Below are 26,620 nucleotides of genomic sequence, written 5' to 3' on the forward strand. Positions count from 1 at the left end.
AAAAAGGGGAGCCTGCCTGGCTCCCCTTTTCGTGCGTTACGCGTCCGGGAATTCGCGGATCATGCGTTCAACGTCATCCACCATATGGCGGTTGCCGACGAAGAATGAACGGCGCTGGTGCAGGCTTTCCGGCACGATATCCAGAATACGCTCTTTACCGTCGCTCGCCTTGCCGCCTGCCTGTTCGGCCAGGAATGCCATCGGGTTGCACTCGTACAGCAGACGCAGTTTTCCGTCCGGGTGGCTGGCGGTGCTTGGGTAGAGGTAAATACCGCCCTTCAGCAGGTTACGGTGGAAATCCGCCACCAGCGAGCCGATGTAGCGCGAGGTGTATGGGCGCTGGGTGGCTTTATCCTCTTCCTGGCAGAATTTGATGTACTTCTTCACGCCGTTCGGGAATTTGATGTAGTTGCCTTCGTTGATGGAGTAGGTGTTGCCCTTCTCCGGGAAGTGCATACGCTCCTGGCACAGGCAGAACACGCCCAGGGACGGATCGTAGGTAAAGGCGTGTACGCCGCAGCCGGTGGTGTACACCAGCATGGTGGACGAGCCATACACCACATAACCGGCAGCAACCTGTTTACTGCCCGGTTGCAGGAAGTCTTCTTCCGTCACCGGTGTGCCAACCGGCGTGACGCGACGGTAGATGGAGAAAATGGTACCGACAGAAACGTTAACGTCGATGTTGGAGGAGCCGTCCAGCGGATCCATCAGAACAACGTATTTCGCGTGTTCACACCCTTCGAATACGACGATCTCATCTTCTTCTTCAGAGGCGATACCCGCAACGATGTCGCGCGCGCGCAGTGCAGCTTTCAGTTTTTCATTGGCGAACAGGTCGAGTTTCTGCTGAACCTCACCCTGAACGTTCTCGGCACCGCTGGCACCCAGGATATCGACCAGACCGGCCTTGTTGATATCGCGGTGGATGATCTTAGCGCCCAGCTTTATTGCCGACAGCAAAGCAGTGAGCTCACCCGTAGCATGAGAGAACTCGTGCTGCTTTTCGACAATAAATTCACCTAACGTTTTCATAACACTTTCCCTGCATCTTATGTTGAGTAAAGCGGTTGATGTCCAACAATCTTAACAAACATTCAAATATTAGCGCAGAGGTGAATCGCGCCAGCAAAATACGGATTTACCTGAAATGCGTTTCACAGCCGCTGACATGTGAGTAAAATGTGCGCCACATTGAAGAAGGATAGTGACGTATGCGCATTCATATATTGGGGATTTGTGGCACTTTCATGGGCGGACTGGCAATGCTGGCGCGCTCGCTGGGCCATGAAGTGACAGGTTCGGACGCCAATGTGTATCCGCCGATGAGCACGCTGCTCGAGAAGCAGGGAATTTCTCTGATTCAGGGATATGACGCCAGCCAGCTGGAGCCGCAGCCGGATCTGGTGATCGTGGGTAACGCCATGACCCGTGGGAATCCATGCGTTGAAGCGGTGCTGGAACGCAATATCCCGTACATGTCTGGCCCGCAGTGGCTGCATGATTTTGTCCTGCGCGACCGCTGGGTTGTCGCCGTTGCCGGGACGCACGGCAAAACCACCACCGCCGGTATGGCGACCTGGATCCTCGAAGCCTGCGGCTACAAGCCGGGCTTCGTGATCGGCGGCGTACCGGGGAATTTCGACGTCTCCGCGCGTCTGGGCGACAGCCCGTTCTTTGTGATTGAAGCGGATGAATACGACTGCGCGTTCTTCGACAAGCGCTCCAAGTTCGTGCATTACTGCCCACGCACGCTGATCCTCAACAACCTTGAGTTCGATCACGCGGATATCTTTGACGACCTGAAAGCGATTCAGAAACAGTTCCACCATCTGGTGCGCATTGTTCCGGGTCAGGGCCGCATTATCCTGCCGGAGAACGACATCAACCTGAAGCAGACTATGGCGATGGGGTGCTGGAGCGAGCAGGAGCTGGTTGGCGAGCAGGGGCACTGGCAGGCGAAAAAGCTCAACGCGGATGCCTCCGAATGGGAAGTGCTGCTCGACGGTGAGAAAGTGGGCGAGGTGAAGTGGGGCCTGGTGGGCGAGCACAACATGCACAACGGCCTGATGGCGATCGCCGCGGCGCGTCACGTGGGCGTACTGCCTGCGGATGCCGCCAATGCGCTGGGCTCGTTTATCAACGCCCGTCGCCGTCTGGAGCTGCGCGGTGAAGCCCACGGCGTGACGGTGTATGACGATTTCGCGCACCACCCAACGGCCATTCTGGCGACGCTTGCCGCATTGCGTGGCAAAGTTGGCGGCACCGCGCGCATTCTGGCCGTGCTGGAACCGCGTTCGAACACCATGAAAATGGGCATCTGCAAAGACGATCTCGCACCGTCCTTAGGGCGTGCCGACGAGGTCTTCCTGCTGCAACCGCAGCATATTCCGTGGCAGGTGGCCGAAGTGGCAGACGCCTGCATTCAGCCGGCGCACTGGAGTGCGGACGTGGATGTCTTAGCGGATATGGTGGTGAAAGCCGCACAGCCTGGCGATCACATTCTGGTGATGAGCAACGGTGGGTTTGGTGGGATCCATCAGAAGCTGCTGGACGGTCTGGCGAAGAAAGCCGCGGCCGCAGAGTAAAAAAAGCCCGGTGGCGCTAGCGCTTACCGGGCCTACATTTTTTCGCACGACCTTGTAGGCCGGATAAGGCGTTTACGCCGCCATCCGGCGCAAACCCGCACAGATTACTCTTCGTTCTCAGACAGCTCGCGCAGATACTGGAAAATCAGGCGCGCAGACTTCGGCGGCTTATTCCCTTCTTTCTCTTTCTTCGCGTTGCGGATAAGCGATCGCAGCTGCTGGCGGTCGGCATTCGGCCACAGGTTCAGCACTTCAGGTACTGCGTCATCACCCTGCTCGATCAAACGATCGCGGATCTGCTCCAGCTTATGGAACAGCGCAACCTGCTGGTTGTGGCGGTTTTTCAGTTTGTCCAGCGCCTGACGGATCGGCTCCACGTCGCGCTGACGCAGCAGTTTCCCGATAAGCTGAAGCTGGCGGCGACGCCCTTCTTTTTTGATTTTCTGTGCCAGTTCAATGGCATCACGCAGATCCTGGTCGAGCGGGATCTTATCCAGCGCGTTTTTACCCAGTTCTACCATTTCTGCGCCAAGCTGTTTTAACTCTTCGGCGTCACGTTTAATTTCACTTTTACTGACCCAGATGATCTCATCATCTTCGTCTTCGATGTCATCACCGGGAACGTCGTCGAGCCAGTCTTCGGGCTGCTTAGTCATGTCAGGCTCCTTAAAAAAAGAGGCTAATGTTACCAGTTAAGACGCGCACTGAAAAACGGTTCTCTGTTAGACTTCACTTAACTCTCTCTTACAGTATGGCATTTGCGATGAAAGTAACCTCACAAGTTGAAGCGCAGCGTAAGATCCTGGAAGAAGCCGTCTCCACCGCGCTGACGCTCGCTTCAGGTAAATCAGATGGCGCCGAAGTGGCGGTCAGCAAAACCACCGGCATTAGCGTGAGCACCCGCTATGGCGAAGTGGAGAATGTAGAATTTAACAGCGATGGCGCGCTGGGGATCACGGTGTATCACCAGAATCGTAAAGGCAGCGCGTCGTCTACCGATCTCAGCCCGGATGCCATCGCCCGTACGGTGCAGGCGGCGCTGGATATCGCGCGTTACACCTCCCCGGACCCTTACGCTGGCGTGGCCGATAAAGAGCTGCTGGCGTTTGACGCGCCGGATCTCGATCTGTTCCATCCCGCGGAAGTGACGCCGGACGAAGCCATTGAGCTGGCCGCGCGAGCCGAGCAGGCCTCTTTGCAGGCTGACAAACGCATCACCAATACCGAAGGCGGCAGCTTTAACAGCCACTACGGCATCAAAGTGTTTGGTAACTCCCATGGCATGTTGCAGGGGTACTGCTCAACCCGTCACTCGCTTTCCAGCTGCGTCATTGCCGAAGAAAACGGCGATATGGAGCGTGATTACGCGTATACCATTGGCCGCGCGCTAGGAGATTTGCAGTCTCCGGAGTGGGTGGGAAAAGCGTGCGCCGAACGCACGCTGTCACGCCTTTCGCCGCGTAAACTCTCCACCATGAAAGCGCCGGTCATTTTTGCCAACGAAGTGGCAACCGGCCTGTTTGGTCATCTGGTGGGAGCGATTGCGGGCGGTTCGGTGTACCGTAAATCGACTTTCCTGCTCGACTCGCTGGGCAAGCAGATCCTGCCGGAATGGCTGACCATCGAAGAGCACCCACACCTGCTGAAAGGGCTGGCCTCTACGCCGTTCGACAGCGAAGGCGTGCGCACGGAACGTCGTGATATCGTGAAAGACGGCATTCTGACCCAGTGGCTGCTGACCAACTACTCCGCGCGTAAGCTGGGGCTGAAAAGCACCGGGCACGCGGGCGGCATTCATAACTGGCGCATTGCCGGACAGGGCCTGAATTTTGAACAGATGCTGAAAGAGATGGGCACCGGCCTGGTGGTCACCGAGCTGATGGGGCAGGGCGTGAGCGGTATCACCGGCGACTACTCTCGCGGCGCAGCGGGCTTCTGGGTCGAAAACGGTGAAATTCAGTATCCGGTGAGCGAAATCACCATCGCCGGCAACCTGAAGGACATGTGGCGCAATATTGTTACGGTCGGTAACGATATTGAAACACGCAGCAATATTCAGTGTGGTTCTGTATTACTGCCGGAGATGAAAATCGCCGGGCAATAATCCCCGTAAAAGCGTGATTAATAATAAAAAAAGGAAGTGAGCAATGCGTAAACACCTGTTAGCGATCGTCGCGGCTTCAACGCTGGTTCTTGGCTCGTCTGCGTTTGCTGCCGATCTCGAAGACAACATGGACATCCTCAGTGAAAACCTGAAGGTGGTGCAGAAAACGGACAATGCGGCGGACATGAAAGACGCATTGACTAAAATGCGTGAAGCCGCGCTGGATGCGCAAAAAGCGACGCCGCCGAAGCTGGAAAGCAAAGCGGCAGACAGCGCCGAGATGAAAGACTACCGCCACGGTTTTGACGTGCTGGTCGGCCAGATTGACGGCGCGCTGAAGCTGGCGAACGAAGGCAAAGTGAAGGAAGCCCAGGCGGCAGCCGATCAGTTTGTCGCGACCCGCAACACGTACCACAAAAAGTATCGTTAATTGGGTGCCTGAGCTGTACGTCCTCTCCCCGTATGCGGAGGCGCATGATGCGCCCCCGCATCGTTGCTCCCTACTTGCCGGAGCGACAATCCATCCGCGCTGTCACTTCAAGCGAGCCGTTACGAAAACGGATCTCGCACAGTGTTTTCCTCGTCACCAGCGTTAAGATGATTATTGTCAAAGAAATAATCATCAAAACCCCGATACTTGGGTTTCTGCGTTTCATGGATGCCTCCTTGCTTTTAAGCGGGCGAGGTAGCGAACTCCACGGTGTGACGTGTCGTTTCGAGCCCCCGCCCTGATTTTTTATCAGGCGGGGCTTTCCACTTTCCGTCCCATGCCTGAGACGGTCAGTCTCAAGCACCCGCCGCCACTCTAGCGGATCCCCATAAGAAAACCTTATCCACGTCACATTTCTACGAGCCTGCTCGTAATCTTTTCCACTCCGCTTACCAGTCTAATGCCGCGTAATAGCGTGATATTCATCACGTAAATCCAGCGATTTATACAGATTCACCGCATTTATGTGGCACAGATCACTGCCGCTGCTCGCCTTTCCACTTCGAAGTGGAAAACAACTCGCTACAAACAATTCCCCCTCGACGTTAGTTTTATTCCAGAGCCATTAACGGGGTAAGACGAGTGATTAACGGAGCGGTAATGAACGACGTTGGGGAACAGGCGGTGCAAACAGAACAGCTCGCGAATACCATGCTTCAGCAGGTCTACGCCCTGCTGGCCCGGCACAACATCATTCCCAACGCGGTACAGGAGCAGATGCTGACCTCCCACGTTCGCGCAATGGCGCACCGGTCCGTGACCGGCGAGCCGCTGCCGGAGGTTGAAGCAGAGCTGTTCGACGAAATTTCACCAGATTCAATGCAACTCGCCCGTGAAGTGGTAGCGCAGTTCGGCAACCTTCCTGATGAAGAGGCCTGGCTGCTCTCCGTTCACTTCGAAGTCGCGAAAGACAACCTTTAAGGAGCAACACATGGAACAGATTACAGTCGTGATTGGCGATCGCCTGGGTAAAGGTCAGAAAGTGGCTGCGGGTGTGGAAAAAGCCGGCGGACGCGCGGTTGTCGTACCGGGCATGGCAGCGGATATGAAGCTCGGTGACGTGATGAAAGCAGAAAACGCCACCTTCGGGATCTCCTTCTGCGGCAGCGGCGGCGCGGGCGCCATCACCGCTCAGACCAAATATGGCTACAAGGCCAAATACGGCATGCGCTCCGTGGATGAGGGGGTGACCGCCATCAACGAAGGCTGCAACGTGCTGGGCTTTGGCTTTATGGATAAAGAAGAGCTGGGCGAGCGTCTGGTACAGGCGTGGCAGAAGAAATACGGCGCGTAAGCATGAAAGAACAGTTCACAACCACGGTGAGAGTGAAGGGGAAGGGCGACGCCAAAGCGCGCGCCTTTGCCGACGCCCTCAACCACGTTCAGGCTGCGGTGATGAAAGCCTCACCGCATATCTTACTGCGTATTGAGCCACAGGATGTGCAGGTTGTTCAGGCGCAAGAAGCGGTGCGAAAAGAAGCGTTTCTGTTCTTCTTTTTGCGCCGGGAAAGACGCACCTACAGCGTGGAGCTGGATGTGACCGTCAACGTGACCGCCATCAATCTCGACCAGGTGGATTTCGTCACGCAACGCTGATTATTCATAAAAGGGCAGACTGATGTTCTTAATTATATTAATAAAATCGCTCATCATTGGCGGCCTGGTTGGCGTCGGTGTTGGCGCCGGGGCTGCACGCATGTTTCATGCGCCTACCACTCAGGGTATGGGCGCGTTTCGTACGTTGGGGGAACTGAACTCCTGCGAAGGGGATCCGGCGTCCCACTTCTCCTTTGGGTTAGGTTTCTTCTTTAACGCCTGGGCCTCTTCCGTGGCCGCAGGTGCCTTCACACAGGACGTTGACCACCGCATCATCCCGAACTGGGGTGCTGCTGCACTGATGATTAAAAACCGTAACGTCGGTGAAACGCTGCATGACCCGCGCAAAATGGCGATTGCCTGCGGCATCATCGGCATGATTGTCGTGACCTTCCTTAACCTGACCGCCTCCTCCGTTCCGGCAGCGCTTCAGGTGACCGCCGTGAAGGTGCTGGTACCGGCGGCGAACCTGCTGGTCAACACCGTGATGCCGGTGATCTTCTGGCTGGCGGCCATCGACGCGGGTAAAAAATCGGGCTTCTGGGCCACCATCTTTGGCGGCGCGGCACAGCTGATCATGGGTAACGCCGTACCGGGTCTGGTACTGGGTATTCTGATTGGTAAAGGTGTTGAAGAGAGTGGCTGGAACCACGTCACCAAAGTGATGATGGCGGCGATCGTCCTGCTCTTCGTGCTGAGCGGCTTCTTCCGCGGTTTCGACATGAAGATGATCGAATCCTTCCATCTGACCGTGCCGAACTGGCTCGACATGATCCACAACTCGCTCAGCGGTAAATAACAGGAGCCTCTAAATGGAACAGAATAAAGGTTTTTGGTATGCCGACTGGTCGTTCCCGATCTTCGTTGGCCTGCTCTCCTCCGGCGTCTTCGCCGGGACGCACATGTACTACCTCTACGGCATCGGCGCGTTTAACGAAGTGGCCTTCGTGGCGATGCTGAAAGCGGGAATCGATACCGGCGTCTACGGCGCGGTGGCGGCATTTGGCGCGAGCTTCCTGTTCGCCCGTATTATCGAAGGCTCGCTGGTGGGTATTCTCGATATCGGCGGTGCGATCCAGACCGGCGTGGGCCTCGGCGTTCCGGCGCTGCTGCTGGGCGCGGGGATCATGTTCCCGGTGACCAACTTCATTGCCGCGCTGATTACCGGCCTGGTGATTGGCCTGGCGATTGGCTACGTCATCATCCTGGCGCGTAAGTTCACCATCAATCAGAGCAACTCCACCTACGGCGCAGATGTGATGATGGGCGCGGGTAACGCCTCCGGCCGCTTCCTCGGGCCGTTGATTATCCTCAGCGCCATGACCGCCTCCATTCCAATCGGCGTCGGTTCCATGGCAGGCGCGCTGCTGTTCTACATCTGGCAGAAGCCGATTACCGGTGGCGCCATCCTCGGCGCAATGATTTTGGGCTGGCTGTTCCCGGTCGCCCTTTAATACCCGCGGGCGCTTCGGTGCCCGCTTTATCAGGAGATCCTCATGTTTGATTTACTCCTGCGCCGTGCGCGCCTCGCCGACGATACCCTGACCGATATCGCCATCCAGGACGGGAAGATTGCCGCGACAGGCGACATTGACGCTCCCGCCCGCAAAACGGTTGAGCTGAACGGCGACGTGTTCGTCAGCGCGGGCTGGATTGACTCCCACGTCCACTGCTACCCGAACTCCCCGATTTACCACGACGAGCCGGACAGCGTGGGCATTGCCACCGGCGTCACCACCGTGGTGGACGCGGGCAGTACCGGAGCCGACGACGTGGACGATTTTTACGCCATCACCCGCAAAGCCTCCACCGAGGTGTTTGCCCTGCTGAACATCTCCCGCGTGGGGCTGATCGCCCAGAACGAGCTGGCCAACATGGCGAACATTGACGCCGATGCGGTGAAGCAGGCGGTGACGCGCCACCCGGATTTTATCGTTGGCCTGAAGGCGCGCATGAGCAGCAGCGTGGTCGGTGAAAACGGCATCACCCCGCTGGAGCGCGCGAAAGCGATTCAGAAAGAGAACGGCGACCTGCCGCTGATGGTGCACATCGGCAACAACCCGCCTAACCTCGATGAGATTGCCGAACTGCTGAGCTCCGGCGACATCATCACCCACTGCTACAACGGCAAGCCTAACCGCATTCTGACGCCCTCCGGCGAGCTACGCGCCTCCATTACGTCTGCACTGAAGCGCGGCGTGCGCCTGGACGTCGGCCACGGCACGGCGAGCTTCAGCTTTGAAGTGGCGAAGCGCGCCATTGCGATGGGCATTCTGCCGCATACCATCAGCTCGGATATTTACTGCCGCAACCGCATCAACGGCCCGGTCGGCTCGCTGGCGAGCGTGATGTCGAAATTCCTCGCCATCGGCATGTCATTGCCGCAGGTGATTGACTGTGTCACGGCCAACGCCGCCGACGGCCTGCGCCTGGCGCGCAAAGGCCGCATTCAGCCTGGCCTCGACGCCGATCTGACGCTGTTTACGCTCAAGCGCCAGCCGACGGTGCTGACGGATGCCGAAAACGACAGCCTACAGGCTGAACACATTCTGATGCCGCTTGCCGCGATCCGCGCGGGCAAGGGCTACATGACCGAACAAGGGAGCACGGAACATGCCTTCGATTTATGAGAAGTACAACTTAAAGCAGGTTATCAACACCTCTGGCCGCATGACGGCGCTGGGTGTCTCCACGCCGCGCCCAGAAGTGGTGCAGGCGGCGATGGACGGCATGAATCACTATTTCGAGATGAAGGATCTGGTCAATAAAACCGGGGAATACATCGCGAAGCTGCTGGAGGTGGAAGGGGCGACGGTGGTCTCCTGCGCGTCGGCGGGCGTTGCCCAGTCCGTGGCGGCGGTGCTGGTGAAAGACAGCGACTGGCTGCTGGAAAACCTGCACGTCACACCGATTGAAAACAACGAAATCGTCCTGCCGAAAGGCCACAACGTGAACTTTGGCGCGCCGGTGGGCACCATGGTGGCGCTGGGCGGCGGCAAGCTGGTGGAGGCGGGCTACGCCAACGAATGCTCTGCCGATCAGCTGGCGGCGGCGATCACTCCGCGCACGGCGGCGATCCTCTACATCAAATCGCACCACTGCGTGCAGAAAAGCATGCTCAGCGTCGAGCAGGCGGCGGTCGTGGCGCGCAAGCACGATCTCCCGCTGATCGTCGATGCGGCGGCGGAAGAAGATCTGCACACCTACTACCGCTCCGGTGCCGATCTGGTGATCTACAGCGGCGCGAAGGCGATCGAAGGGCCAACCAGCGGGCTGGTGATCGGCAAAACCCAGTACGTTGAGTGGGTGAAGCGCCAGACGGCGGGCATTGGTCGCGCGATGAAAGTGGGCAAAGAGGGTATCCTGGGCCTGACCTGCGCCATCGAACACTACCTGACGGCGACCAAAGAGAGCGGGGCCGAGATGGTGGCGAAGATGACGCCGTTTATCGACGCGTTGAACACCCTGAACGGCGTGACCGCGCGCGTGGTCTGGGACAGCGCCGGTCGCGATATCGCCCGTACCGAGATTAAGTTCGACGAAGCCGCTACGGGCGTCGGCACGGGCGATCTGGTGGCGAAGCTGAAACAGGGCGAATACGCCATTTACTTCCGTGGCTATAAGGCCAACGAAGGGATTATCGAGGCGGACGTGCGCAGCGTGAATGCTGACCAGCTGAACATCGTGTACCGCCGCATTAGCGAAGTATTAGGACAGGAGAAAAAAGCATGAAACTGACCCCCAACTTTTACCGTGACCGCGTCTGCCTGAACGTGCTGGCAGGCTCAAAGGCCAACGCCAGCGCCATTTACGAGGCGGCGGAAGGTCATGTGCTGGTGGGCGTGCTCTCCAAAAATTACCCGGACGTGGCGAGCGCGGTTGCGGACATGCGCGAATACGCCGCGCTGATTGATAATGCGCTCTCCGTGGGGCTGGGCGCGGGCGACCCGAACCAGTCGGCGATGGTGAGTGAAATCTCCCGCCAGGTGCAGCCGCAGCACGTTAACCAGGTCTTTACCGGCGTGGCCACCAGCCGCGCGCTGCTGGGGCAGAATGAGTCGGTGGTCAACGGTCTGGTCTCCCCGACCGGCACCGTCGGGATGGTGAAAATCTCCACCGGCCCGCTGAGCAGCAACGCGCCTGACGGCATCGTACCGGTTGAAACCGCTATCGCCCTGCTGAAAGATTTCGGCGGCAGCTCCATCAAGTACTTCCCGATGGGCGGCCTGAAATGCCGTGACGAATACCAGGCGGTGGCGGAAGCCTGCGCCCGTCACGACTTCTGGCTGGAGCCGACCGGGGGAATCGATCTGGAGAACTTCGAGGCGATCTTGCAGATCGCCCTGGATGCGGGCGTGAGCAAAATCATCCCGCATATCTACAGCTCGATTATCGACAAGGCCAGCGGCGACACGCGTCCGGAAGATGTGCGCACGCTGCTGGCGATGACGAAGAAGCTGGTTAAGTAGAACCTGCCCCTCACCCCAGCCCTCTCCCCAAAGGGGAGAGGGTGTAATCGTCCCCTCTCCCCTTTGGGGAGAGAGTTAGGGTGAGGGGAAACAAACCGCACACACCCGAAGGAGCCACCATGCACACCCGTACCCTGCTTGTCGCTTCACTCTCTTTACTTGCTACCTCTGCAATCGCTCAAACCCAGTACGCCTGGGTGGGCACCTATAATCCGAACGGTGAAGGGCTGTACCGCTTTACCGTAGATCCGCAAACCGGTGCGCTGAACGATAAAACACTGGTGAGCAAACTGCCGAACGCCGCGCAGTTAACCGTCTCACACGACGGCAAAACGCTGTATCTGGCAAGCGAAGTGGAGCAGGGCGTGGTGCAGGCGCTGCGCATCGGTGATAACGGCGCGCTGAACGAGCTGAATCAGGTGTCCTCCGGCGGCGCGGGGCCGGTGTATCTTTCCCTGACGCCGAACGGCAAACATCTGCTGGTGGCAAACTACGTCAGCGGAACTGTCGCGGTGCTGCCCGTTAACGCAGACGGCAGCCTGGGCGATGCTACGGACACCCATCAGGACAAAGGCGAACCGGGCGCGGCGAAGCCGGAAGCTGCCGTCGAAGGCAGTTTCGCCATCAGCGATCATAACGGCCCACATGCGCACATGATCGCCGCCGATCCGGGCGGGAAATACGTTTTTTCCACCGATCTGGGGCTGGATCGCATCTATCAGTACCGTTTTGACGATCAAACCGGGAAGCTGACTCCGAACGATCCGCCATTTATCAGCGCCTCCTCAAAAGGGGCCGGGCCGCGCCACTTCGTCTTTACGCCGAAAGGCGATGCCCTGTGGCTGATTAACGAAGAGGCGTCTACGCTCACCCATTATGCGCTGGACAGTAATGGCAGGCTGAAAGAGGGTAAAACGGTTTCAGCCCTGCCGGACGGTTATAAAGGCACCAGTTTTGCTGCCGGGCTGGCGCTAAGCGCCGACGGGAAACAGCTGTATGTCGCTAACCGTTTGCATAACAGCATCGGGCACTTTACCGTAACGGCGGAGGGTACGCTGACGCATCAGGATGATGTCTGGACGCGCGGCGACTATCCGCGCACCCTGACGCTCGATAAGCAGGGTCGCTGGCTGTACGTCATGAACCAGCGCAGCGACAACATTACCCGTTTCCGCGTGGCGCCGGACGGCAAGCTGAGCGCCGAGCCAGACTATACCCCGGTCGGCAGCCCATCCCAGATGGTCATTTCACCCTGAGCAGTAAGAGGACAACGACGTGCGATTTCCGAACCAACGTTTAGCGCAACTTTTCGATCTGTTGCAAAACGAGACGCTGCCACAGGATGAGCTGGCGCAGCGGCTGTCGGTCTCCACGCGAACCGTCCGGGCGGATATCACCGCCCTGAACGCGCTGCTGGCCAGCCACGGCGCGCAGTTCATTTTGAGCCGGGGCAACGGTTATCAGCTCAAAATTAATGATGTGGTGCGCTATCAACAATTGCAGGCGTCCCACCCGCGCGCGCTGCGTATTCCGCGAACCGGACCGGAGCGCGTGCACTATCTGGTGGTGCGTTTTCTGACGTCAGCCTTTTCCCTCAAGCTGGAGGATCTGGCCGATGAGTGGTTCGTTAGCCGGGCCACGTTGCAGAGCGACATGGTGGAAGTGCGCGAGTGGTTTCACCGTTACAACCTGACGCTGGAAACCCGCCCGCGCCACGGCATGAAGCTGTTTGGCAGCGAGATGGCGATCCGCGCCTGCCTGACCGACCTCCTGTGGGAGCTGGCGCAGCAGGACAGCCTGAACCCGCTGGTGACCGACGTGGCGCTGAACGCGGGCGTAGCGGAAAAGATGGTGCCGGTGCTGCACGATGCGCTGACGCGCCATCACATTCGCCTGACCGACGAAGGGGAGCTATTCCTGCGCCTGTACTGCGCGGTGTCGGTGCGGCGCATCAGCGAGGGGTATCCGCTGCCGGAATTCCACGCGGAGGACGTGGAAGAGAACGTGCGCGAGGCGGCGAAAGATATCGCGGTGGCTATCCAGGAGCTGGCGGGCAAAGCGCTTTCGCCGTCAGAAGAGAGCTGGCTGTGCGTGCACATTGCGGCGCGGCAGATCCAGGAGATCGCCCCCAGCGCGATTAACGCCGACGACGATGAAGCGCTGGTCAACTACATTCTGCGCTACATCAACACCCACTATAACTACAACCTGCTGAGCGATGAGCAACTGCATGCAGATCTGCTCACGCACATCAAAACCATGATTACCCGCGTGCGGTATCAAATCATGATCCCCAATCCGCTGCTGGATAACATCAAGCAGCACTACCCGATGGCGTGGGATATGACCCTCGCGGCGGTGTCGAGCTGGGGCAAATACACCCCGTATGTGATCAGCGAAAACGAAATTGGTTTTCTGGTGCTGCATATCGGCGTCGGGCTGGAGCGCCATTACAATATCGGCTACCAGCGCCAGCCGCGGGTGCTGCTGGTGTGCGACGCCGGTAACGCGATGGTGCGCATGATCGAGGCGGTACTTCAGCGTAAATATCCGCAGATTGAGGTGACGCGCACGCTCACCCTTCGTGAGTACGAGCTTGCCGATGCCATTGGCGAAGACTTCGTGATCTCCACCGCCCGCGTGAGCGAAAAATCCAAACCGGTGGTGATGATCGCCCCGTTCCCGACCGATTATCAGTTAGAGCAGATCGGCAAGCTGGTGCTGGTGGATCGCACCCGCCCGTGGATGCTGGAAAAATACTTCGACGCGGCCCATTTCCGCATTCTCGACAAGCCTGTCGACCAGCAAACGCTGTTCCGCGAACTGTGCGGGCAGCTTGAAGGGGAAGGTTTTGTCGGCGCGGAGTTTCTGGAATCGGTTATCGAGCGTGAAGCCATCGTCAGCACCATGCTCGGCGACGGCATCGCGCTGCCGCACTCCCTCGGGCTGCTGGCGCAAAAAACGGTGGTCTACACCGTGCTGGCGCCGCAGGGCATTCAGTGGGGAGATGAAACCGCTCATGTCATCTTCCTGCTCGCCATCAGCAAAAGCGAGTACGAAGAGGCAATGGCGATTTACGACATCTTTGTCACCTTCCTGCGTGAACGCGCGATGGCGCGCCTGTGCCAGTGCGAGAATTTTGCGGCGTTTAAGGCTGAGGCGATGGAGAGTTTGAGTCGGTTTTGACGTTCAGGCGGACAGAGGATATCCGCCTTCATTCAACGCAGATGATGCACAACCTGGTTGCTGCTGCCGCGCCAGATAAGCATAGGATCTTTTAGATCCTGCACGAACTTGCCGTCGACCAGGACGTTAATCAGATCCACCACTTCCATCTGCTGCGCATTCAGTTCATCCAGCTTATAGCCCGTCCAGACCCAGATGTCTTTTCCTGCGCACTCGCGGCGGATGCGTTTTACCAGCTTCAGGATCGCCGGCACGTTTTGCGGATGGAGCGGGTCGCCGCCGGAGAGCGAGATCCCCTGGCGTTTGATGCGCGTGTCGTTCAGGTCGTTGATGATGCGGTCTTCCATCTCAGCGGTAAACGGCATACCCGAGTTCAGGCGCCAGGTGCTTTTGTTGTAGCAGCCGGGGCACTCGTGAACGCAGCCTGATACAAACAGGGTACAGCGGGTGCCGGGGCCGTTGACGATGTCGACGGGGTAGTACTGGTGATAGTTCATCGCGAATAACCACGCCGGGTGGCGCTGCGCTTACCCGGCCTACAAAAGAGAGCGGTCCGTAGGCCCGGTAAGCGCAGCGCCACCGGGCATTAACGTGGCAGCGGATTACCCGATCTGCCCATTCCCCAGATGTTTCACCCTGCGCTTCACCTCTTCCTGCTTACCGGCGTTAAACGGACGGGCATCCGGGCTGCCGAGGTAGCCGCACACGCGGCGGGTCACGGAGACGCGGGCTGCGTCGTGGTTACCGCATTTCGGGCAGGTGAAGCCTTTGCTGGTGCATTCGAACTCACCGCTAAAGCCGCACTCGTAGCACTCGTCAATTGGCGTGTTGGTTCCGTAGTACGGCACGTGCTGATAGCTGTAATCCCACACGTCTTCCAGCGCCTTCAGGTTGTGCTGAATGTTCGGGTACTCGCCGTAGCAGATAAAACCGCCGTTCGCAATGGGCGGATAGGCCGCTTCAAAGTCGATCTTGTCGTACGGGTTCACCTTCTTCTCCACATCGAGGTGGAAGCTGTTGGTGTAGTAACCTTTGTCGGTCACGCCTTCCACGATGCCGAACTCGGCGGTGTCCAGACGGCAGAAGCGATCGCAGAGGTTTTCGCTCGGCGTGCTGTACAGGCTGAAACCGTAGCCAGTTTCCTCTTTCCACTGGTCTACCGCATCGCGCAGGCGCTGCACAATCGCGATACCTTTCTCACGCAGGGCGTCGTTGTCATAGATGTGCTTGTCGCCAAACAGCGCGTTAATCGTTTCGTGAATGCCGATATAGCCAAGAGAGATCGATGCGCGACCGTTTTTGAAGATCTCCGACACATCATCGTCCGCCTTCAGGCGCACGCCGCAGGCTCCTTCCATATAGAGAATTGGCGCGACGCGGGCTTTCACCCCTTCAAGACGGGCGATGCGGGTCATAAGCGCCTTACGTGCCAGCTGTAAACGTTCATCCAGCAGCGTCCAGAAGGCCGCTTCATTCCCTTTAGCTTCCAGCGCGATGCGCGGCAGGTTCAGGCTGATGACGCCCAGGTTGTTGCGCCCGTCGTGGATCTGCTCGCCGTTCTCATCTTCGTACACGCCGAGGAAGCTGCGGCAGCCCATTGGCGTTTTAAACGAACCGGTGACTTTCACCACCTGGTCGTAGTTGAGGATGTCCGGGTACATACGCTTGCTCGCGCACTCCAGCGCCAGCTGCTTGATGTCATAGTTCGGATCGCCAAACTTGTGGTTCAGGCCGTCACGAATGGCGAACACCAGTTTCGGGAACACCGCCGTTTTACGGTTTTTACCGAGGCCGGAGATGCGGTTGCGCAGAATAGACTGCTGGATCAGGCGTGATTCCCAGCTGGTGCCGAGGCCAAACCCGAAGGTCACAAACGGCGTCTGGCCGTTGGCGGTGTGCAGCGTGTTTACCTCATATTCCAGCGACTGGAACGCGTCGTAGCACTCTTTCTCGGTGCGGGAACGGGCGTAACCGTCGGCATCCGGGATCTGCCACTCTTCCGCCGTTTTACGGTGTTTGTTGAAGCTCTCGGCCACGAACGGGGCCAGCACTTCATCGATGCGGTTAATGGTGGTGCCGCCATAGATGTGGCTTGCCACCTGGGCGATGATCTGCGCCGTGACCGCCGTCGCGGTGGAGATGGATTTCGGCGGCTCAATCTCGGCGTTACCCATTTTAAAACCGTGGGTCAGCATGCCTTTCAGGTCGATCAGCATGCAGTTAAACATCGGGAAGAACGGCGAGTAGTCGAGATCGTGATAGTGGATCTCACCGCGCTCGTGCGCAGACACCACGTCGCGCGGCAGCAGGTGCTGGCGGGCATAGTGCTTGGCGACGATACCGGCCAGCAGGTCGCGCTGGGTTGGGATCACTTTGCTGTCTTTGTTGGCATTTTCATTGAGCAGCGACGAGTTGGTTTGCTCTACCAGGCCGCGGATCTCCTGGTTCAGGCGACCGCGTTTCTCACGCTGGACGTCACGGTCGTGACGATACTCAATGTAGGCGCGCGCCAGCTGCTTGTACGGACCAGACATCAGCTGGTTTTCAACCGCGGTCTGGATCTCGTTGATATCCACCTGGCTGCGTTCATGCATCTGGCTGCTAACGACTTCTGCGACGGTGGCGCAGTAATCTGCGTCATCGACTCCCGCTGCTTTAGCTGCACGCAGAATGGCTTCTTTGATGCGCTCTGATTTAAACGGCACTTTACAGCCATCACGTTTCATCACATGCGGTGTCATGATCACTCCATTTTAAAAACAGGTTATCCACAAAGGTGGAGAAGTATTCACCGGACGTATTCCTCGCCGCGGCAAAGACTTCCCGCGTGCCCAGCTCGTGTTATCCACAATTCCGGCTAGCGTTCGCGCCGTCTTGTTGTTGGAATAGTAGACGATAAATACAAGATGTTGGGTCGGCGTGCATTTTAAGTGCTACATATAGTGATTTGCATCAAACAAGTTTGCGATTTTTTTGATGCAGAACAAAGTAAAAAGACGAGAGTACATACGGCGGGCGCTGGGGCAATTGTAAAGACTCGAAGGAAAAATCTGATTAATTATTCAACAAAAACAAGCGCTCAGCAGAGCCTGTGCTGAGCGCTGCTCGATTAACTCACCCCGCAGGCCCAGCTCAACCCTGCCTGCAAAAAGGCTACGGTAACGATGCAGCCCAGTACCAACGGGATGAGAAGAGAGCTTTCGGGGGCATCGTCCTGTTTTTGAGAACCTTCATTACTCAGCGCAGACATCGCCTCTTCCCGCGTACGCGCCGCCAGCAATTGCTCACGCACCCGCTCATCCGTGAGTCTGCTGGTCAGCGTCGTCAGCAGGTGCATATGCGTACTGCCTGCTTCCGCTGGCGGAATGGCGAGCAGGAAAACCATCCTCACCTCTTCATCACCCTCCAGCCCCGGCCAGCATATCGGATCGTCAAAGAGCGCCAGACAAAATGCCGCCTGTTGCACCGCCTCGGTTTTACCGTGCGGGACGGCGAGCGCTTCACCCAGCGCGGTAGGGCCTTCACTTTCACGTTGTAAAACGCTTTCGATAAATGCCTCTCGATCGTTGATGACCTTCCGCCTGGCGAGCGGCTCGGTGAGCCAACGGATCACTGCTTCCGGCGTACGTTGGGGCGGGTTGATAAACACCAGATCGGGATGCGTCAATGCCAGCAAGTTCATATTAAGCCTCAATCAAAAAATCGCAGGTTGCGGAGGGGAGGATCGCCGTTACCGGTTGCATCGGCTCTTCCAGATAGTTGATCTGCCGTAACACTGCCAGACTTTCCGGGACGGGAGCCGGTTGTGTCCCGGCGTTAAATACGCGTAAGACGGTGCCATGCAGCAGCTGCGCATGGGGCAGAGCGGAAAGGATGAGCGGCTCCGGCACGGTCAGTAGCGAGAACTCTGCCGGAAGCCTGCGCTCGGGCAGACGCAACGAAAAGCGCTCAAGACGGTGATCGAGCGTGTGTAGCGTTTGCCGTTGGTAGGTGAAGGGCTGTCCAGCCGCCTGATTTTCCAGCTGGCGCAGCGTGAGGTGGTCGGCGTTGTCGGCCAGCGCGACGGTGAATGAAAAGCGCAACGGTTTCAGCAACTGGGCATCAGGAGTCTCAACCACCGTATTATTGATGCCGGAGGCCCGACCCGGTCGCCATTCGAGATCGCTGCGTCCGAGCACGCCCGTCGATTTAAACATCGTCAGGGCAATAGCAGCGGGTTCGCTGCCGATAATCTGAAATTCTTTCATGCCACGGCTAGTCACAACCAGCGCTTTACCCGGTTCCGTGACAGCGATAATGCCCTCGCTGGTTTCGATATCCACGGGCTTCTCGCGATAGCGTTCTTGCCAGTGTTCACCGTCATATCCCGTTTCGCGCTGGATGATTGCGAAGGGCTGTGAGGCGATAGCGTGACGGGTGTGAACATCGCTGCCGATCAGTAAACGTAGCCGGTGATCGCAGTGGCTGTTTTCCAGCGAAGCCTCGACATACAGATTCGGATCGTCGTGGCGTAATTCGCAGACCAGACGAATGGATAACGGCGTTCGGGCCGTATCCTGACGGCTGGCGAGATCCTGCGGAAGACGCATTGTGGCCTCGACGGTCAGCTTTTCGACAAGCGGCGTTTTTACGCCGTCGACGAGCGTAAAATGCGAACAGCGCGTCGGCGCGTCGCCCGCAAGCGGTGAGAAATCGTAGCTGTCGCCCGCGTCCGCGCAGTCTTCAAAGGTAAAGAAAGAGGGGATACGTCTGCCGCTGCGTTTGTCATGCAGGGTAAGCGTTCCGGCATCCAGCGACAGTCGATAATGCGCATTCTCAATCTCGCTGCCCTTTATCTTTTCAGACGCCAGGAAAGGCGCAGGGTCTTCTTCAACGTTAACGGTGAGATAGCCGATCGGCGGCAGAACCGGTGTCTTTACCGCAACGTGCCAGCGGTAATAAGGGAGAAGGGGCGTCTCGCACTCGCCCTCGGCGGTAAGGGAGATCGCCGTTCCGCCGGGCAGAATGTCTCTTTCCAGGACGTCGAAAGGGATGGGCTGCCCCTGATGCGTCAGGGCGATATTATCCGCCCGGCTATACAGTGTGGCTATCACCACGCGCTGCGTTGGGGTAGCCAGCGAGTTAAAAATCAGCAGGTCGCCATCCTGAACGCAGGCGGCGGCCAGGGTTTTCACCACCAGATTCCACAGGCTATGGCACAGCTGTTCGGTTTGTTCCATACGATGCAGAATGTCGCGGTTGGTGGCATCGCTATTACAGCCGCCAATGGAATCGTGGGCATGGTTTCGCAACAGCTTTTTCCAGAGGGTGTCGACTACCGCGAGGTTGACCGGAATCCCCTGGTGACGCGCCATTGCGATTGTCGGCTCCAGCTGTCGCAGGATGAATTGTTCAACCTCATCGTTTTTCTTTTTGATGTCGTAGCGCACGGAGCCGATCGTTTTATGGATGCGGGTGTAGCGCGGCGATTTCAGCTCTCCTTCCAGGAGCTCAAACTGTTCACGCTGCGCGCGAAGGGTTTCTACATAACGCTCCAGAGAGCTGATGAAGTAACGGTCCTGATCCGGGGACTGTGCGCTGGCGACCTCCAGGATTTTCGGTAGCGCCGGGTCGATGCTGACCTGATCGCCGCCGCAGGGCAGGAGCAGGTCGTTTAGACCGGCCCGTGAACGCAAAAGTGTGGTCATCGGGTAGATTTTTCCCCGGAGATGGGAGGCTTCCGAACGCATGTTTTTAGCCGCGCCATAACCGAGCGCCATCGCACAGGCGATGACGGTCGCACCTGAGGGTGCGCGCCAGAGGAACTGGCTGCTTTTGGCGTGCCTGTCGTGATCGATACCGCGCCAGAATACGATATTGTCGATATTGCAGCCCTGCAAGATCGTGGGCATTTGCGCATTGTGGCCAAAGGTATCCGGAAGATACCCAACCTGCATCGCATGCCCCAGCGTCCGGGCAGAAAAAATGCCGTACTTCAGGTTGCGGATAATCGATTCGCCATGCACGTTGTAGGTGTCCGTCTGGGTATACCATGGCCCTACGAAGATCCTTTTTTCTCTGACCAGCTTTTCCAGCCTGGCGCGATAATCAGGATTGATGGCGAGAAAGTCCTCCACTACCGCCATCTGTCCGTCAAGGTGATAGCAGGTGTAAGCGGAGTCCTGCTCCAGCGTGTTGATGACGTCCGCAAAATTATATGACGCCAGCACCATGCTGTCCTGACGGGTGAAATACCACTCCTGATCCCAGTGCGTATGGGCAATGACGTGGATCTGATTCATGACGTTCCCCTTATCTGGCGTTCTTTGGGCTGACATAGAGCACGCCCAGGGCGCAAATCAGTGCGCCAATAAAGACGCTCGCCAGGTAGCCCGCCACGTTGGTTGCCAGCGGCCAGCCCCAGACGGCTGGCAGAGGCAGCGTCTGCTTCACGCCAAGGGTAAGGCGACCAGCGCGCCGGCGACGGCACCGGTCATGAACACCGGGATCAGACGTGGGTTTTTCAGGATGAACGGGATCGCGCCTTCGGAGATCCCAATCACGCCCAGCAACAACGAGGTGCTACCGACGGTTTTCTCTTCCTGGCTAAAGACATCCGGTAATCCAAAGCGGCCGTTGAGGAACGCAGCAAAGCCGACGCCAATGGAGGGGATCACGATGGAGAGTTCGCGGGCGGTTAAATCAAACGTCTCGCTCATGCCATTCAGGCCGAGCGCGACCGAGCCTGCCGCCTTGTTGACCGGACCGCCCAGGTCGAACGCGGTGCCCGCGGCAATCATCGCGGAATAGAACCCGCGCCCGGTGTCACCTGCCGAGGTAAAAAAGACCACCATCAGCTGGTTAAGCGAGCCAAAAATCGGGTTAATCAAATATTCCATGACCATCACCAGCGTAATGCCGGTGATCAGCGGGACGAGCAGCATGGTTTTAATTGTGGTGAGCTGCTGGCGGACGTGAATCGAATCATTGAGCCAGCGCACCAGATAGCCCACAAAAAAGCCGATACCAATGGCGCCGAAAAAGCCGGATGGCATAAAGCCTTCGATATCAAAGAAGCGCTTATAGACTTCGTCTGACATGATGCCGCCAATAAGACCGGGGATGAGTGCCGGTTTACCGGCAATGGAAAACGCCAGATACATCGCAAAAACGGGATACATGAACTTAATGGTCATAAAGCCCACTTTATCCAGCACGCTGAACGGCGAATGTTCGATGTTAATAAACTGCCCGGTTATTTTGGCCGTCGCCATCATCAGCCCGCCCATCACCACCACCGGCAGCATATAGCTGATGGCCGCCATAATATGGCCAATAAAAATCTGGTAAGCCGAACGCTGAAGATCGTCTTCTTGTGCGACAGTGGTGACGTTTTTTTCCTTTGCCAGCGCCTGACGCAGATAGCGATCGGTATGTTTGATCAGCTCTTGTGTGCGGGTTTGAAGGTGAGGAATGTTTTCAAAACGCTCGGCATCCTGAATGGGAACGTCGGTTGCCAGAATAATGGCCGTGGCGGAGGCGATATCCTGTTTTGTTAAGCGGTTTTTAACGCCGTCGCTGCCCTGCGTTTCGACCTTTACCTCAATATTGTGCTCGTTAGCCCATGCAATAATTTTATTCGCCGCCATAAAGGTGTGTGCGATACCTGTCGGGCAGGCCGTTACCGCGACAACTTTTTGTTTCGTCATTGTCATAATTCCCTGGATGTGAAAACAGGGGAAGTATAAAGAGAACCTAAAACAGTTTTTAATGTTTGCTAATACTAATTACGTATGGTGATACGCGTAAATGCAATGTGTGAAGCGCCTTCCAGAGACTATTTCTCTGTTGTGTTAATATCATCTCGGGATTAAACGGGGCGTAATAGATGAATTCATTCCAGGGAAGTGAACGTTTGATATTTGAATACATTCAGCATCATGCGTGTAATATTTCTAATATACCCAATAAACCTCAAGATGCAGGTTTGAGCACCTGAAAATGATCGTTAATTCGGGACGTCAGAAAACCCGCTATCCCCGGTAACGTATGGCTGAAAAATTCAGATATTGCATCCCTGAACTCCCTGCTGTTGCTGAAGTAGCGGTTATTCCGGGCATGTTCGTTCATTAACTTCCACATTCGTTCTATCGGATTCAGGTTCGGGCTGTACGGCGGGAGGTAATGAAGTTTTATATTTACCACCTCCGCCCAGTCTTTCACTAACTGTGAACGGTGATAACCAGCACCATCCAGAATAACATGAACTTTCTGCTGATAATCTGGATAAATTTTACGTATCTCATTGAAAAAACGAGATACGTTGTATTCATTAACCGTTTTATATTCGCAGATTAGCGGATGTTCCGGGGCCTTCAGATTCAGCGCCCCCATGATATTCAGCCGTGTACGACTACCTGTTGTTTTTACCGCTTTTCTCTGGCCTTTACGTATCCAGCCATAACCTATTTTGGTGGCCTGAGTCGGATGGACAGCATCAATAAAAAGAACCGGTTCATCACCTGCGGTGGCTTTGAGTTCCTCATAATATTCAATGAATTGCTTTTGTTTCTCTTCACTGAATTTATGCGGGACGCCTGACGGTTTTTTATAGGTGAAGCCGTTCCGGTGCAGCCACTTATTCATTCCCGGAATGCTGAAAACGATGTTCCATGTCCGCGCGACAAACGCGACAATATCACGGGTATGGTAAAATAAATTGTCGGATAAGTGGCTGATTAAAAAAGCCGTTTGTTCAGCGCTGAGTTTGCTGTCTGAGCCGCCATTTTCGGGCTTCAGCTTGCCTTTGTTCAGAAACTCGCTGATATGGTGGTCAACAGTAGTCTGATGCAGGCGTAAAGCCTGAGCGATCATGGCCGAACTCCAGCCCTCGGAGGCCAGAAGAATGGCTTTAATGCGATCGCAAACGCGCTTATCACGACTGGAGTCATGAAGACGCTCAAGTTCAGCTTTTTGTTGGTCAGTGATAAAGATTTTCATGGGGACAGCATGATCTCCTGTTGCTGAAAAATCAAGCGTCTTCAATGATCACGGGTATATATCGGCAAAAGAGATTGCCCGTGATACCTTTACCACGACAACATCCGTTAATCGTGTATGTAAAAAAATGGGCTATAAAAGCTATACCGAGCTTCGGTACCGTTTTTTACGCGACCATTTTACACCTGCACCTGCTACACCCGACGTGGGGCCGCAGCCGGATGATATTGTGACAGACGTGTCCAGGTTGCTTACGCATTCCAGCCATATCTATCTTTACGCACGGGGAGCCTCGCTCACCAGCCTCAACTACCTGTCGCGCTTTTTGTCGCTGGCGAGCCTGCCGCACCTTATTTTGAATGACATGCACCAGTTGACACGCGTATCGAAGGGGACGCTGGTGTTGATCAGTAAATCCGGGGAGACGCAGTCGCTGATTGAAATGGCGCGTAACGCGCTGCGCAAAGGGTTGAAGATTATTGCGATTACCCGTCAGGGGTCGACACTGGCGTCGATCTCAACGCTATGCTGGCCGTTACCAATCGACATTAACGCGGTTTCGCTGTATCAGCGGGAAGGGCAGCTTGAACTGTTAAGCGCCGTGGACCGTATCGGCTGTAGGCTGCTACAGCACGATACGGTGTAGTCAGGCCGTCAGAGCTGCTTCACTATTCCCAGACGTACGGCATAATCATTTTCATGGTTGCCGTCATTATTGATGTACGTTTTATCCAGTGAAACCAGTTCGACGTATGGCGTCCAGCCATCGTCGAGCTTGTAGTTGAACGCGACGGTATGCTCCCAGTAGGTGTCATCCCCGGTTCCCTGATCGACGTTATCCTGCCAGCGGAAGCGCGGGTTATAGGACATACCGAATTTGCCGATGTTATACGCGAACCAAATGTCGAACTGGTGTGACTGGCGGCGAGTATAACCGCTGCCGTCGAGTTCTTTATCGCTGTGCGCGTCATTGACGGTGTTATAGCGGTAACGGGCGGAGAGATTCAGACCGTTATCGAAGGCTTTCCAGCCCTGAATGAAGGGGCGGTAATGCGTATTGCTGGCGGTGAAAACCGTCACCATGCCAGGCGCAACGGCGAAACCATTTCCCAGATCAAAACGCCAGCGCGTTTCGATTTCCTGTGCCGCTTCCGTTAACCCCTTGTCGTCGGGATTATATCTGTCGGTATCACCAAAAAACGTATCATTATGGTTTTGTGCGGCTTCAACGGAGAAGTAAAAACCGTTATTCGCCTGATGCATGACCTTAATGCGTGAATCATTTACGTCTGAGCGCGTATTATGACCAAAGCGAAGGTCGACGGACGTATTCCCGCACCATCCCTGTGTGCTCAATAATAATGCGCTAATACACGTTGCTTTAATAATTATCTTTTTCATAATATCCTGCCGAGGTTATTTAATTGGCAGGCTATTTTTATTTTGAGTGCGCCATATTGTAAAAGTTATCGTCGTACATTTAGCGTATCGCTAAACATAAAAAAAGAGATACAGCATGCTGTATCTCCTGAGGTTTATTCCTGCACCCACCAGATAGCTTCAAACGGGCGCAATAGCAACGTATCGGGTCGGAAGGGAACCTCTTCATAGTTGCTGAGTGCCACCCGCCATGCTCCCTCTACGGGGACGGGCTGCCACTGCTGGCGCGCGTGGCTCAGGTTAGCCACCACCATCAGCGTTTGTCCCTGCCACTGGCGGCGGTAGCACCACAGGGAAGGGTGGTCAGGCAGGAGATCCTCATAATCCCCCCACGTCAGTACCGACAGGGTTTTGCGCAGGCGAATCAGCGACTGATAGGTGTAAAACACCGAATTGGGGTCGTCCAGCGCCGCGCGGGCGTTCAAGGTTTCGTAGTTGTCGCAGACGCCAATCCACGGCTCGGCCTCGGTAAAGCCCGCATTATGCGAGGCGTCCCACTGCATCGGCGTGCGGCCATTATCGCGTGACTTACTCGCCAGAATCGCCAGTAGTTCATCCGTATCGCGACCGTTAGCCCGCTGTTCGGCGAACATGTTCAGGCTTTCCACGTCGCGGTAGTCGGTGATACGGCTGAAATGCGGGTTGGTCATACCCAGCTCTTCACCCTGGTAGATATACGGCGTGCCCTGCATCCCGTGCAGCACCATGCCGAGCATTTTCGCCGCCGCCACGCGGTGTTCCCCTTCGTCACCAAAGCGCGACACGATGCGCGGCTGGTCATGGTTACACCAGAACAGCGCGTTCCAGGCTTTGTTGTGCATCCCCTGCTGCCAGTGGCGGAAAAGGGTTTTTAGCGCCACGAAGTCCGGCTTCGCCTTCGTCCATTTTTCGCCGCCGGGGTAGTCTACCTTGAGGTGGTGGAAGTTAAAGGTCATCGACAGCTCGCGGCCGTCAAGAGACGCGTACTGTTGGCAGTTCTCCAGCGAGGTGGAGGACATCTCGCCCACCGTCATCAGATTACGCGGCGTAAAGACGTCGCGGCTCATCTCCTGGAGATATTCGTGGATGCGCGGCCCGTCAGTGTAGAAGCGGCGACCGTCGCCGAGGGTATCGTCCGGGAAATCCTGATCTTTTGAAATCAGGTTAATCACGTCCAGACGCAAGCCGTCCACGCCGCGATCGGCCCAGAACTCGCACACTTTTTTCAGCTCGGCGCGCACCGCCGGGTTTTCCCAGTTGAGATCCGCCTGCTCCGGTGCGAACAGGTGCAGATAATACTGCTCGCTTTCGGCGTGCCAGCGCCAGGCGTTGCCGCCAAATTTGGAGCGCCAGTTGTTGGGAAGCGTATCCGGCGTACCGTCGCGCCAGATATAGAACTGGCGGTACGGAATCGCTTTATCCAGCGACTCACGGAACCAGGCGTGCTGCGTGGACGTGTGGTTAAAGACCATATCCAGCACGATGCGGATGCCGCGTTCATGCGCCCGGGCAACCAGCTCGTCAAAGTCGTCCAGCGTGCCGTAGGTCGGATCGATGGCAGTGTAGTTCGCCACGTCGTAACCGTTATCCACCTGCGGGGAGATATAAAACGGCGTCAGCCAGATGGCGTCAATGCCGAGGGTTTTCAGGTAGTCCAGGCGCTGCGTCACGCCGCGCAGATCGCCCGTGCCGCTGCCGGTGGTGTCCTGGAAACTCTTTGGGTAAATCTGATAGATGACGCCGTTCTGCCACCAGTGAGGAAGGGTATTCATAGTACGTTCCTGCAAAT

Annotated in this window: 23 protein-coding genes and 3 pseudogenes; 15 read left to right on the top strand and 11 right to left on the bottom strand. The window is 56.6% G+C overall.

Features of this window, described 5'->3' with window-relative positions:
- Positions 1–36: 36 nt before the first annotated feature.
- Entirely contained in the window at positions 37–1,035 is a 999-nt protein-coding gene (fbp, locus tag AC4OVU_RS02985) for a class 1 fructose-bisphosphatase (protein WP_110292706.1), read from the bottom strand.
- A gap of 179 nt (positions 1,036–1,214) precedes the next feature.
- On the opposite strand from fbp, the gene mpl reads away from it, so the two are divergent.
- Entirely contained in the window at positions 1,215–2,588 is a 1,374-nt protein-coding gene (mpl, locus tag AC4OVU_RS02990; RefSeq protein ID WP_017694649.1) for a UDP-N-acetylmuramate:L-alanyl-gamma-D-glutamyl-meso-diaminopimelate ligase, read from the top strand.
- Between the two features lie 104 nt (positions 2,589–2,692).
- On the opposite strand, the gene yjgA is transcribed toward mpl, so the two are convergent.
- Positions 2,693–3,244, bottom strand: coding sequence for a ribosome biogenesis factor YjgA (gene yjgA / locus AC4OVU_RS02995; protein ID WP_003856072.1), 552 nt, complete (start codon positions 3,242–3,244; stop codon positions 2,693–2,695).
- 95 nt (positions 3,245–3,339) lie between these two features.
- Between yjgA and pmbA the strand changes: the two genes are divergently transcribed.
- Entirely contained in the window at positions 3,340–4,692 is a 1,353-nt protein-coding gene (gene pmbA, locus AC4OVU_RS03000; protein ID WP_015572506.1) for a metalloprotease PmbA, read from the top strand.
- A 43-nt stretch (positions 4,693–4,735) separates the two neighbouring features.
- Positions 4,736–5,122, top strand: coding sequence for a cytochrome b562 (gene cybC / locus AC4OVU_RS03005; RefSeq protein WP_010427378.1), 387 nt, complete (start codon positions 4,736–4,738; stop codon positions 5,120–5,122).
- Between the two features lie 70 nt (positions 5,123–5,192).
- Here the strand turns inward: cybC and AC4OVU_RS03010 are convergent, their stop codons facing one another.
- Positions 5,193–5,348 (bottom strand): Hok/Gef family protein, encoded by a 156-nt coding sequence (locus tag AC4OVU_RS03010; protein WP_017383916.1) that lies wholly within the window; start codon positions 5,346–5,348, stop codon positions 5,193–5,195.
- Between the two features lie 416 nt (positions 5,349–5,764).
- Here AC4OVU_RS03010 and AC4OVU_RS03015 point away from each other — a divergent pair, with 416 nt between their 5' ends.
- From AC4OVU_RS03015 to AC4OVU_RS03060, 10 genes are all read left to right on the top strand, one after another.
- Positions 5,765–6,103: a PRD domain-containing protein gene (locus AC4OVU_RS03015; protein WP_026080657.1), complete on the top strand. Its 339-nt coding sequence runs from the start codon at positions 5,765–5,767 to the stop codon at positions 6,101–6,103.
- A gap of 10 nt (positions 6,104–6,113) precedes the next feature.
- On the top strand, positions 6,114–6,476 hold the full coding sequence (locus AC4OVU_RS03020) for an SFCGS family glycine-rich protein (protein ID WP_006810339.1): 363 nt from the start codon (positions 6,114–6,116) through the stop codon (positions 6,474–6,476).
- A gap of 2 nt (positions 6,477–6,478) precedes the next feature.
- The gene (locus tag AC4OVU_RS03025; RefSeq protein WP_006810338.1) at positions 6,479–6,778 is read left to right on the top strand and encodes a DUF4312 family protein; all 300 of its coding nucleotides are present in this window, start codon (positions 6,479–6,481) and stop codon (positions 6,776–6,778) included.
- Between the two features lie 22 nt (positions 6,779–6,800).
- Complete coding sequence (locus AC4OVU_RS03030) at positions 6,801–7,577, top strand: DUF4311 domain-containing protein (RefSeq protein ID WP_006810337.1); 777 nt, start codon at positions 6,801–6,803, stop codon at positions 7,575–7,577.
- Between the two features lie 13 nt (positions 7,578–7,590).
- On the top strand, positions 7,591–8,232 hold the full coding sequence (locus AC4OVU_RS03035; protein WP_110292707.1) for a DUF4310 family protein: 642 nt from the start codon (positions 7,591–7,593) through the stop codon (positions 8,230–8,232).
- A gap of 42 nt (positions 8,233–8,274) precedes the next feature.
- A complete protein-coding gene (locus AC4OVU_RS03040; protein ID WP_023302980.1) occupies positions 8,275–9,408 on the top strand; it encodes an amidohydrolase/deacetylase family metallohydrolase in 1,134 nt (377 codons plus the stop codon).
- Positions 9,392–10,510 (top strand): DgaE family pyridoxal phosphate-dependent ammonia lyase, encoded by a 1,119-nt coding sequence (locus AC4OVU_RS03045; protein ID WP_110292708.1) that lies wholly within the window; start codon positions 9,392–9,394, stop codon positions 10,508–10,510. Before AC4OVU_RS03040 ends, AC4OVU_RS03045 begins: the two co-directional genes overlap by 17 nt.
- Positions 10,507–11,247 carry a 2-dehydro-3-deoxy-phosphogluconate aldolase gene (gene dagF, locus AC4OVU_RS03050; protein ID WP_040117131.1) on the top strand — a complete coding sequence of 247 codons (741 nt, stop codon included), beginning with the start codon at positions 10,507–10,509 and terminating at the stop codon, positions 11,245–11,247. The genes AC4OVU_RS03045 and dagF overlap by 4 nt, the downstream gene beginning before the upstream one ends.
- 119 nt (positions 11,248–11,366) lie before the next feature.
- A complete protein-coding gene (locus AC4OVU_RS03055; protein ID WP_032652328.1) occupies positions 11,367–12,503 on the top strand; it encodes a lactonase family protein in 1,137 nt (378 codons plus the stop codon).
- A gap of 19 nt (positions 12,504–12,522) precedes the next feature.
- Positions 12,523–14,433 (top strand): BglG family transcription antiterminator, encoded by a 1,911-nt coding sequence (locus AC4OVU_RS03060; protein ID WP_017383912.1) that lies wholly within the window; start codon positions 12,523–12,525, stop codon positions 14,431–14,433.
- A gap of 32 nt (positions 14,434–14,465) precedes the next feature.
- Here AC4OVU_RS03060 and nrdG read toward each other — a convergent pair whose 3' ends face one another.
- From nrdG to AC4OVU_RS03085, 5 genes and pseudogenes are all read right to left on the bottom strand, one after another.
- Positions 14,466–14,930 carry an anaerobic ribonucleoside-triphosphate reductase-activating protein gene (nrdG, locus tag AC4OVU_RS03065; protein ID WP_023302982.1) on the bottom strand — a complete coding sequence of 155 codons (465 nt, stop codon included), beginning with the start codon at positions 14,928–14,930 and terminating at the stop codon, positions 14,466–14,468.
- 105 nt (positions 14,931–15,035) lie between these two features.
- A complete protein-coding gene (gene nrdD / locus AC4OVU_RS03070; protein ID WP_110292709.1) occupies positions 15,036–17,174 on the bottom strand; it encodes an anaerobic ribonucleoside-triphosphate reductase in 2,139 nt (712 codons plus the stop codon).
- Positions 17,175–17,542: 368 nt separating this feature from the next.
- Positions 17,543–18,115 (bottom strand): PTS sugar transporter subunit IIA, encoded by a 573-nt coding sequence (locus AC4OVU_RS03075; protein WP_015572515.1) that lies wholly within the window; start codon positions 18,113–18,115, stop codon positions 17,543–17,545.
- A gap of 1 nt (position 18,116) precedes the next feature.
- Positions 18,117–20,714, bottom strand: coding sequence for a glycoside hydrolase family 38 N-terminal domain-containing protein (locus AC4OVU_RS03080; RefSeq protein WP_023295818.1), 2,598 nt, complete (start codon positions 20,712–20,714; stop codon positions 18,117–18,119).
- A gap of 10 nt (positions 20,715–20,724) precedes the next feature.
- Positions 20,725–22,121, bottom strand: a pseudogene (locus AC4OVU_RS03085) (PTS fructose transporter subunit IIC).
- Positions 22,122–22,300: 179 nt separating this feature from the next.
- Here AC4OVU_RS03085 and AC4OVU_RS03090 point away from each other — a divergent pair.
- Positions 22,301–22,384 (top strand): annotated as a pseudogene (locus AC4OVU_RS03090) (MurR/RpiR family transcriptional regulator); the annotation flags it as partial.
- Positions 22,385–22,386: 2 nt separating this feature from the next.
- Here the strand turns inward: AC4OVU_RS03090 and AC4OVU_RS03095 are convergent.
- Positions 22,387–23,412 (bottom strand): IS630 family transposase, encoded by a 1,026-nt coding sequence (locus tag AC4OVU_RS03095; RefSeq protein WP_040118421.1) that lies wholly within the window; start codon positions 23,410–23,412, stop codon positions 22,387–22,389.
- Between the two features lie 58 nt (positions 23,413–23,470).
- On the opposite strand from AC4OVU_RS03095, the pseudogene AC4OVU_RS03100 reads away from it, so the two are divergent.
- Positions 23,471–24,058 (top strand): annotated as a pseudogene (locus AC4OVU_RS03100) (MurR/RpiR family transcriptional regulator); the annotation flags it as partial.
- A gap of 8 nt (positions 24,059–24,066) precedes the next feature.
- On the opposite strand, the gene AC4OVU_RS03105 reads toward AC4OVU_RS03100, so the two are convergent.
- Together AC4OVU_RS03105 and treC are read right to left on the bottom strand one after the other, a co-directional pair.
- Entirely contained in the window at positions 24,067–24,813 is a 747-nt protein-coding gene (locus AC4OVU_RS03105) for an oligogalacturonate-specific porin KdgM family protein (RefSeq protein WP_017694639.1), read from the bottom strand.
- A gap of 134 nt (positions 24,814–24,947) precedes the next feature.
- The gene (gene treC / locus AC4OVU_RS03110) at positions 24,948–26,603 is read right to left on the bottom strand and encodes an alpha,alpha-phosphotrehalase (protein WP_110292710.1); all 1,656 of its coding nucleotides are present in this window, start codon (positions 26,601–26,603) and stop codon (positions 24,948–24,950) included.
- Positions 26,604–26,620 lie beyond the last annotated feature (17 nt).

It is taken from the genome of Enterobacter sp. 6722112 (assembly GCF_058661685.1).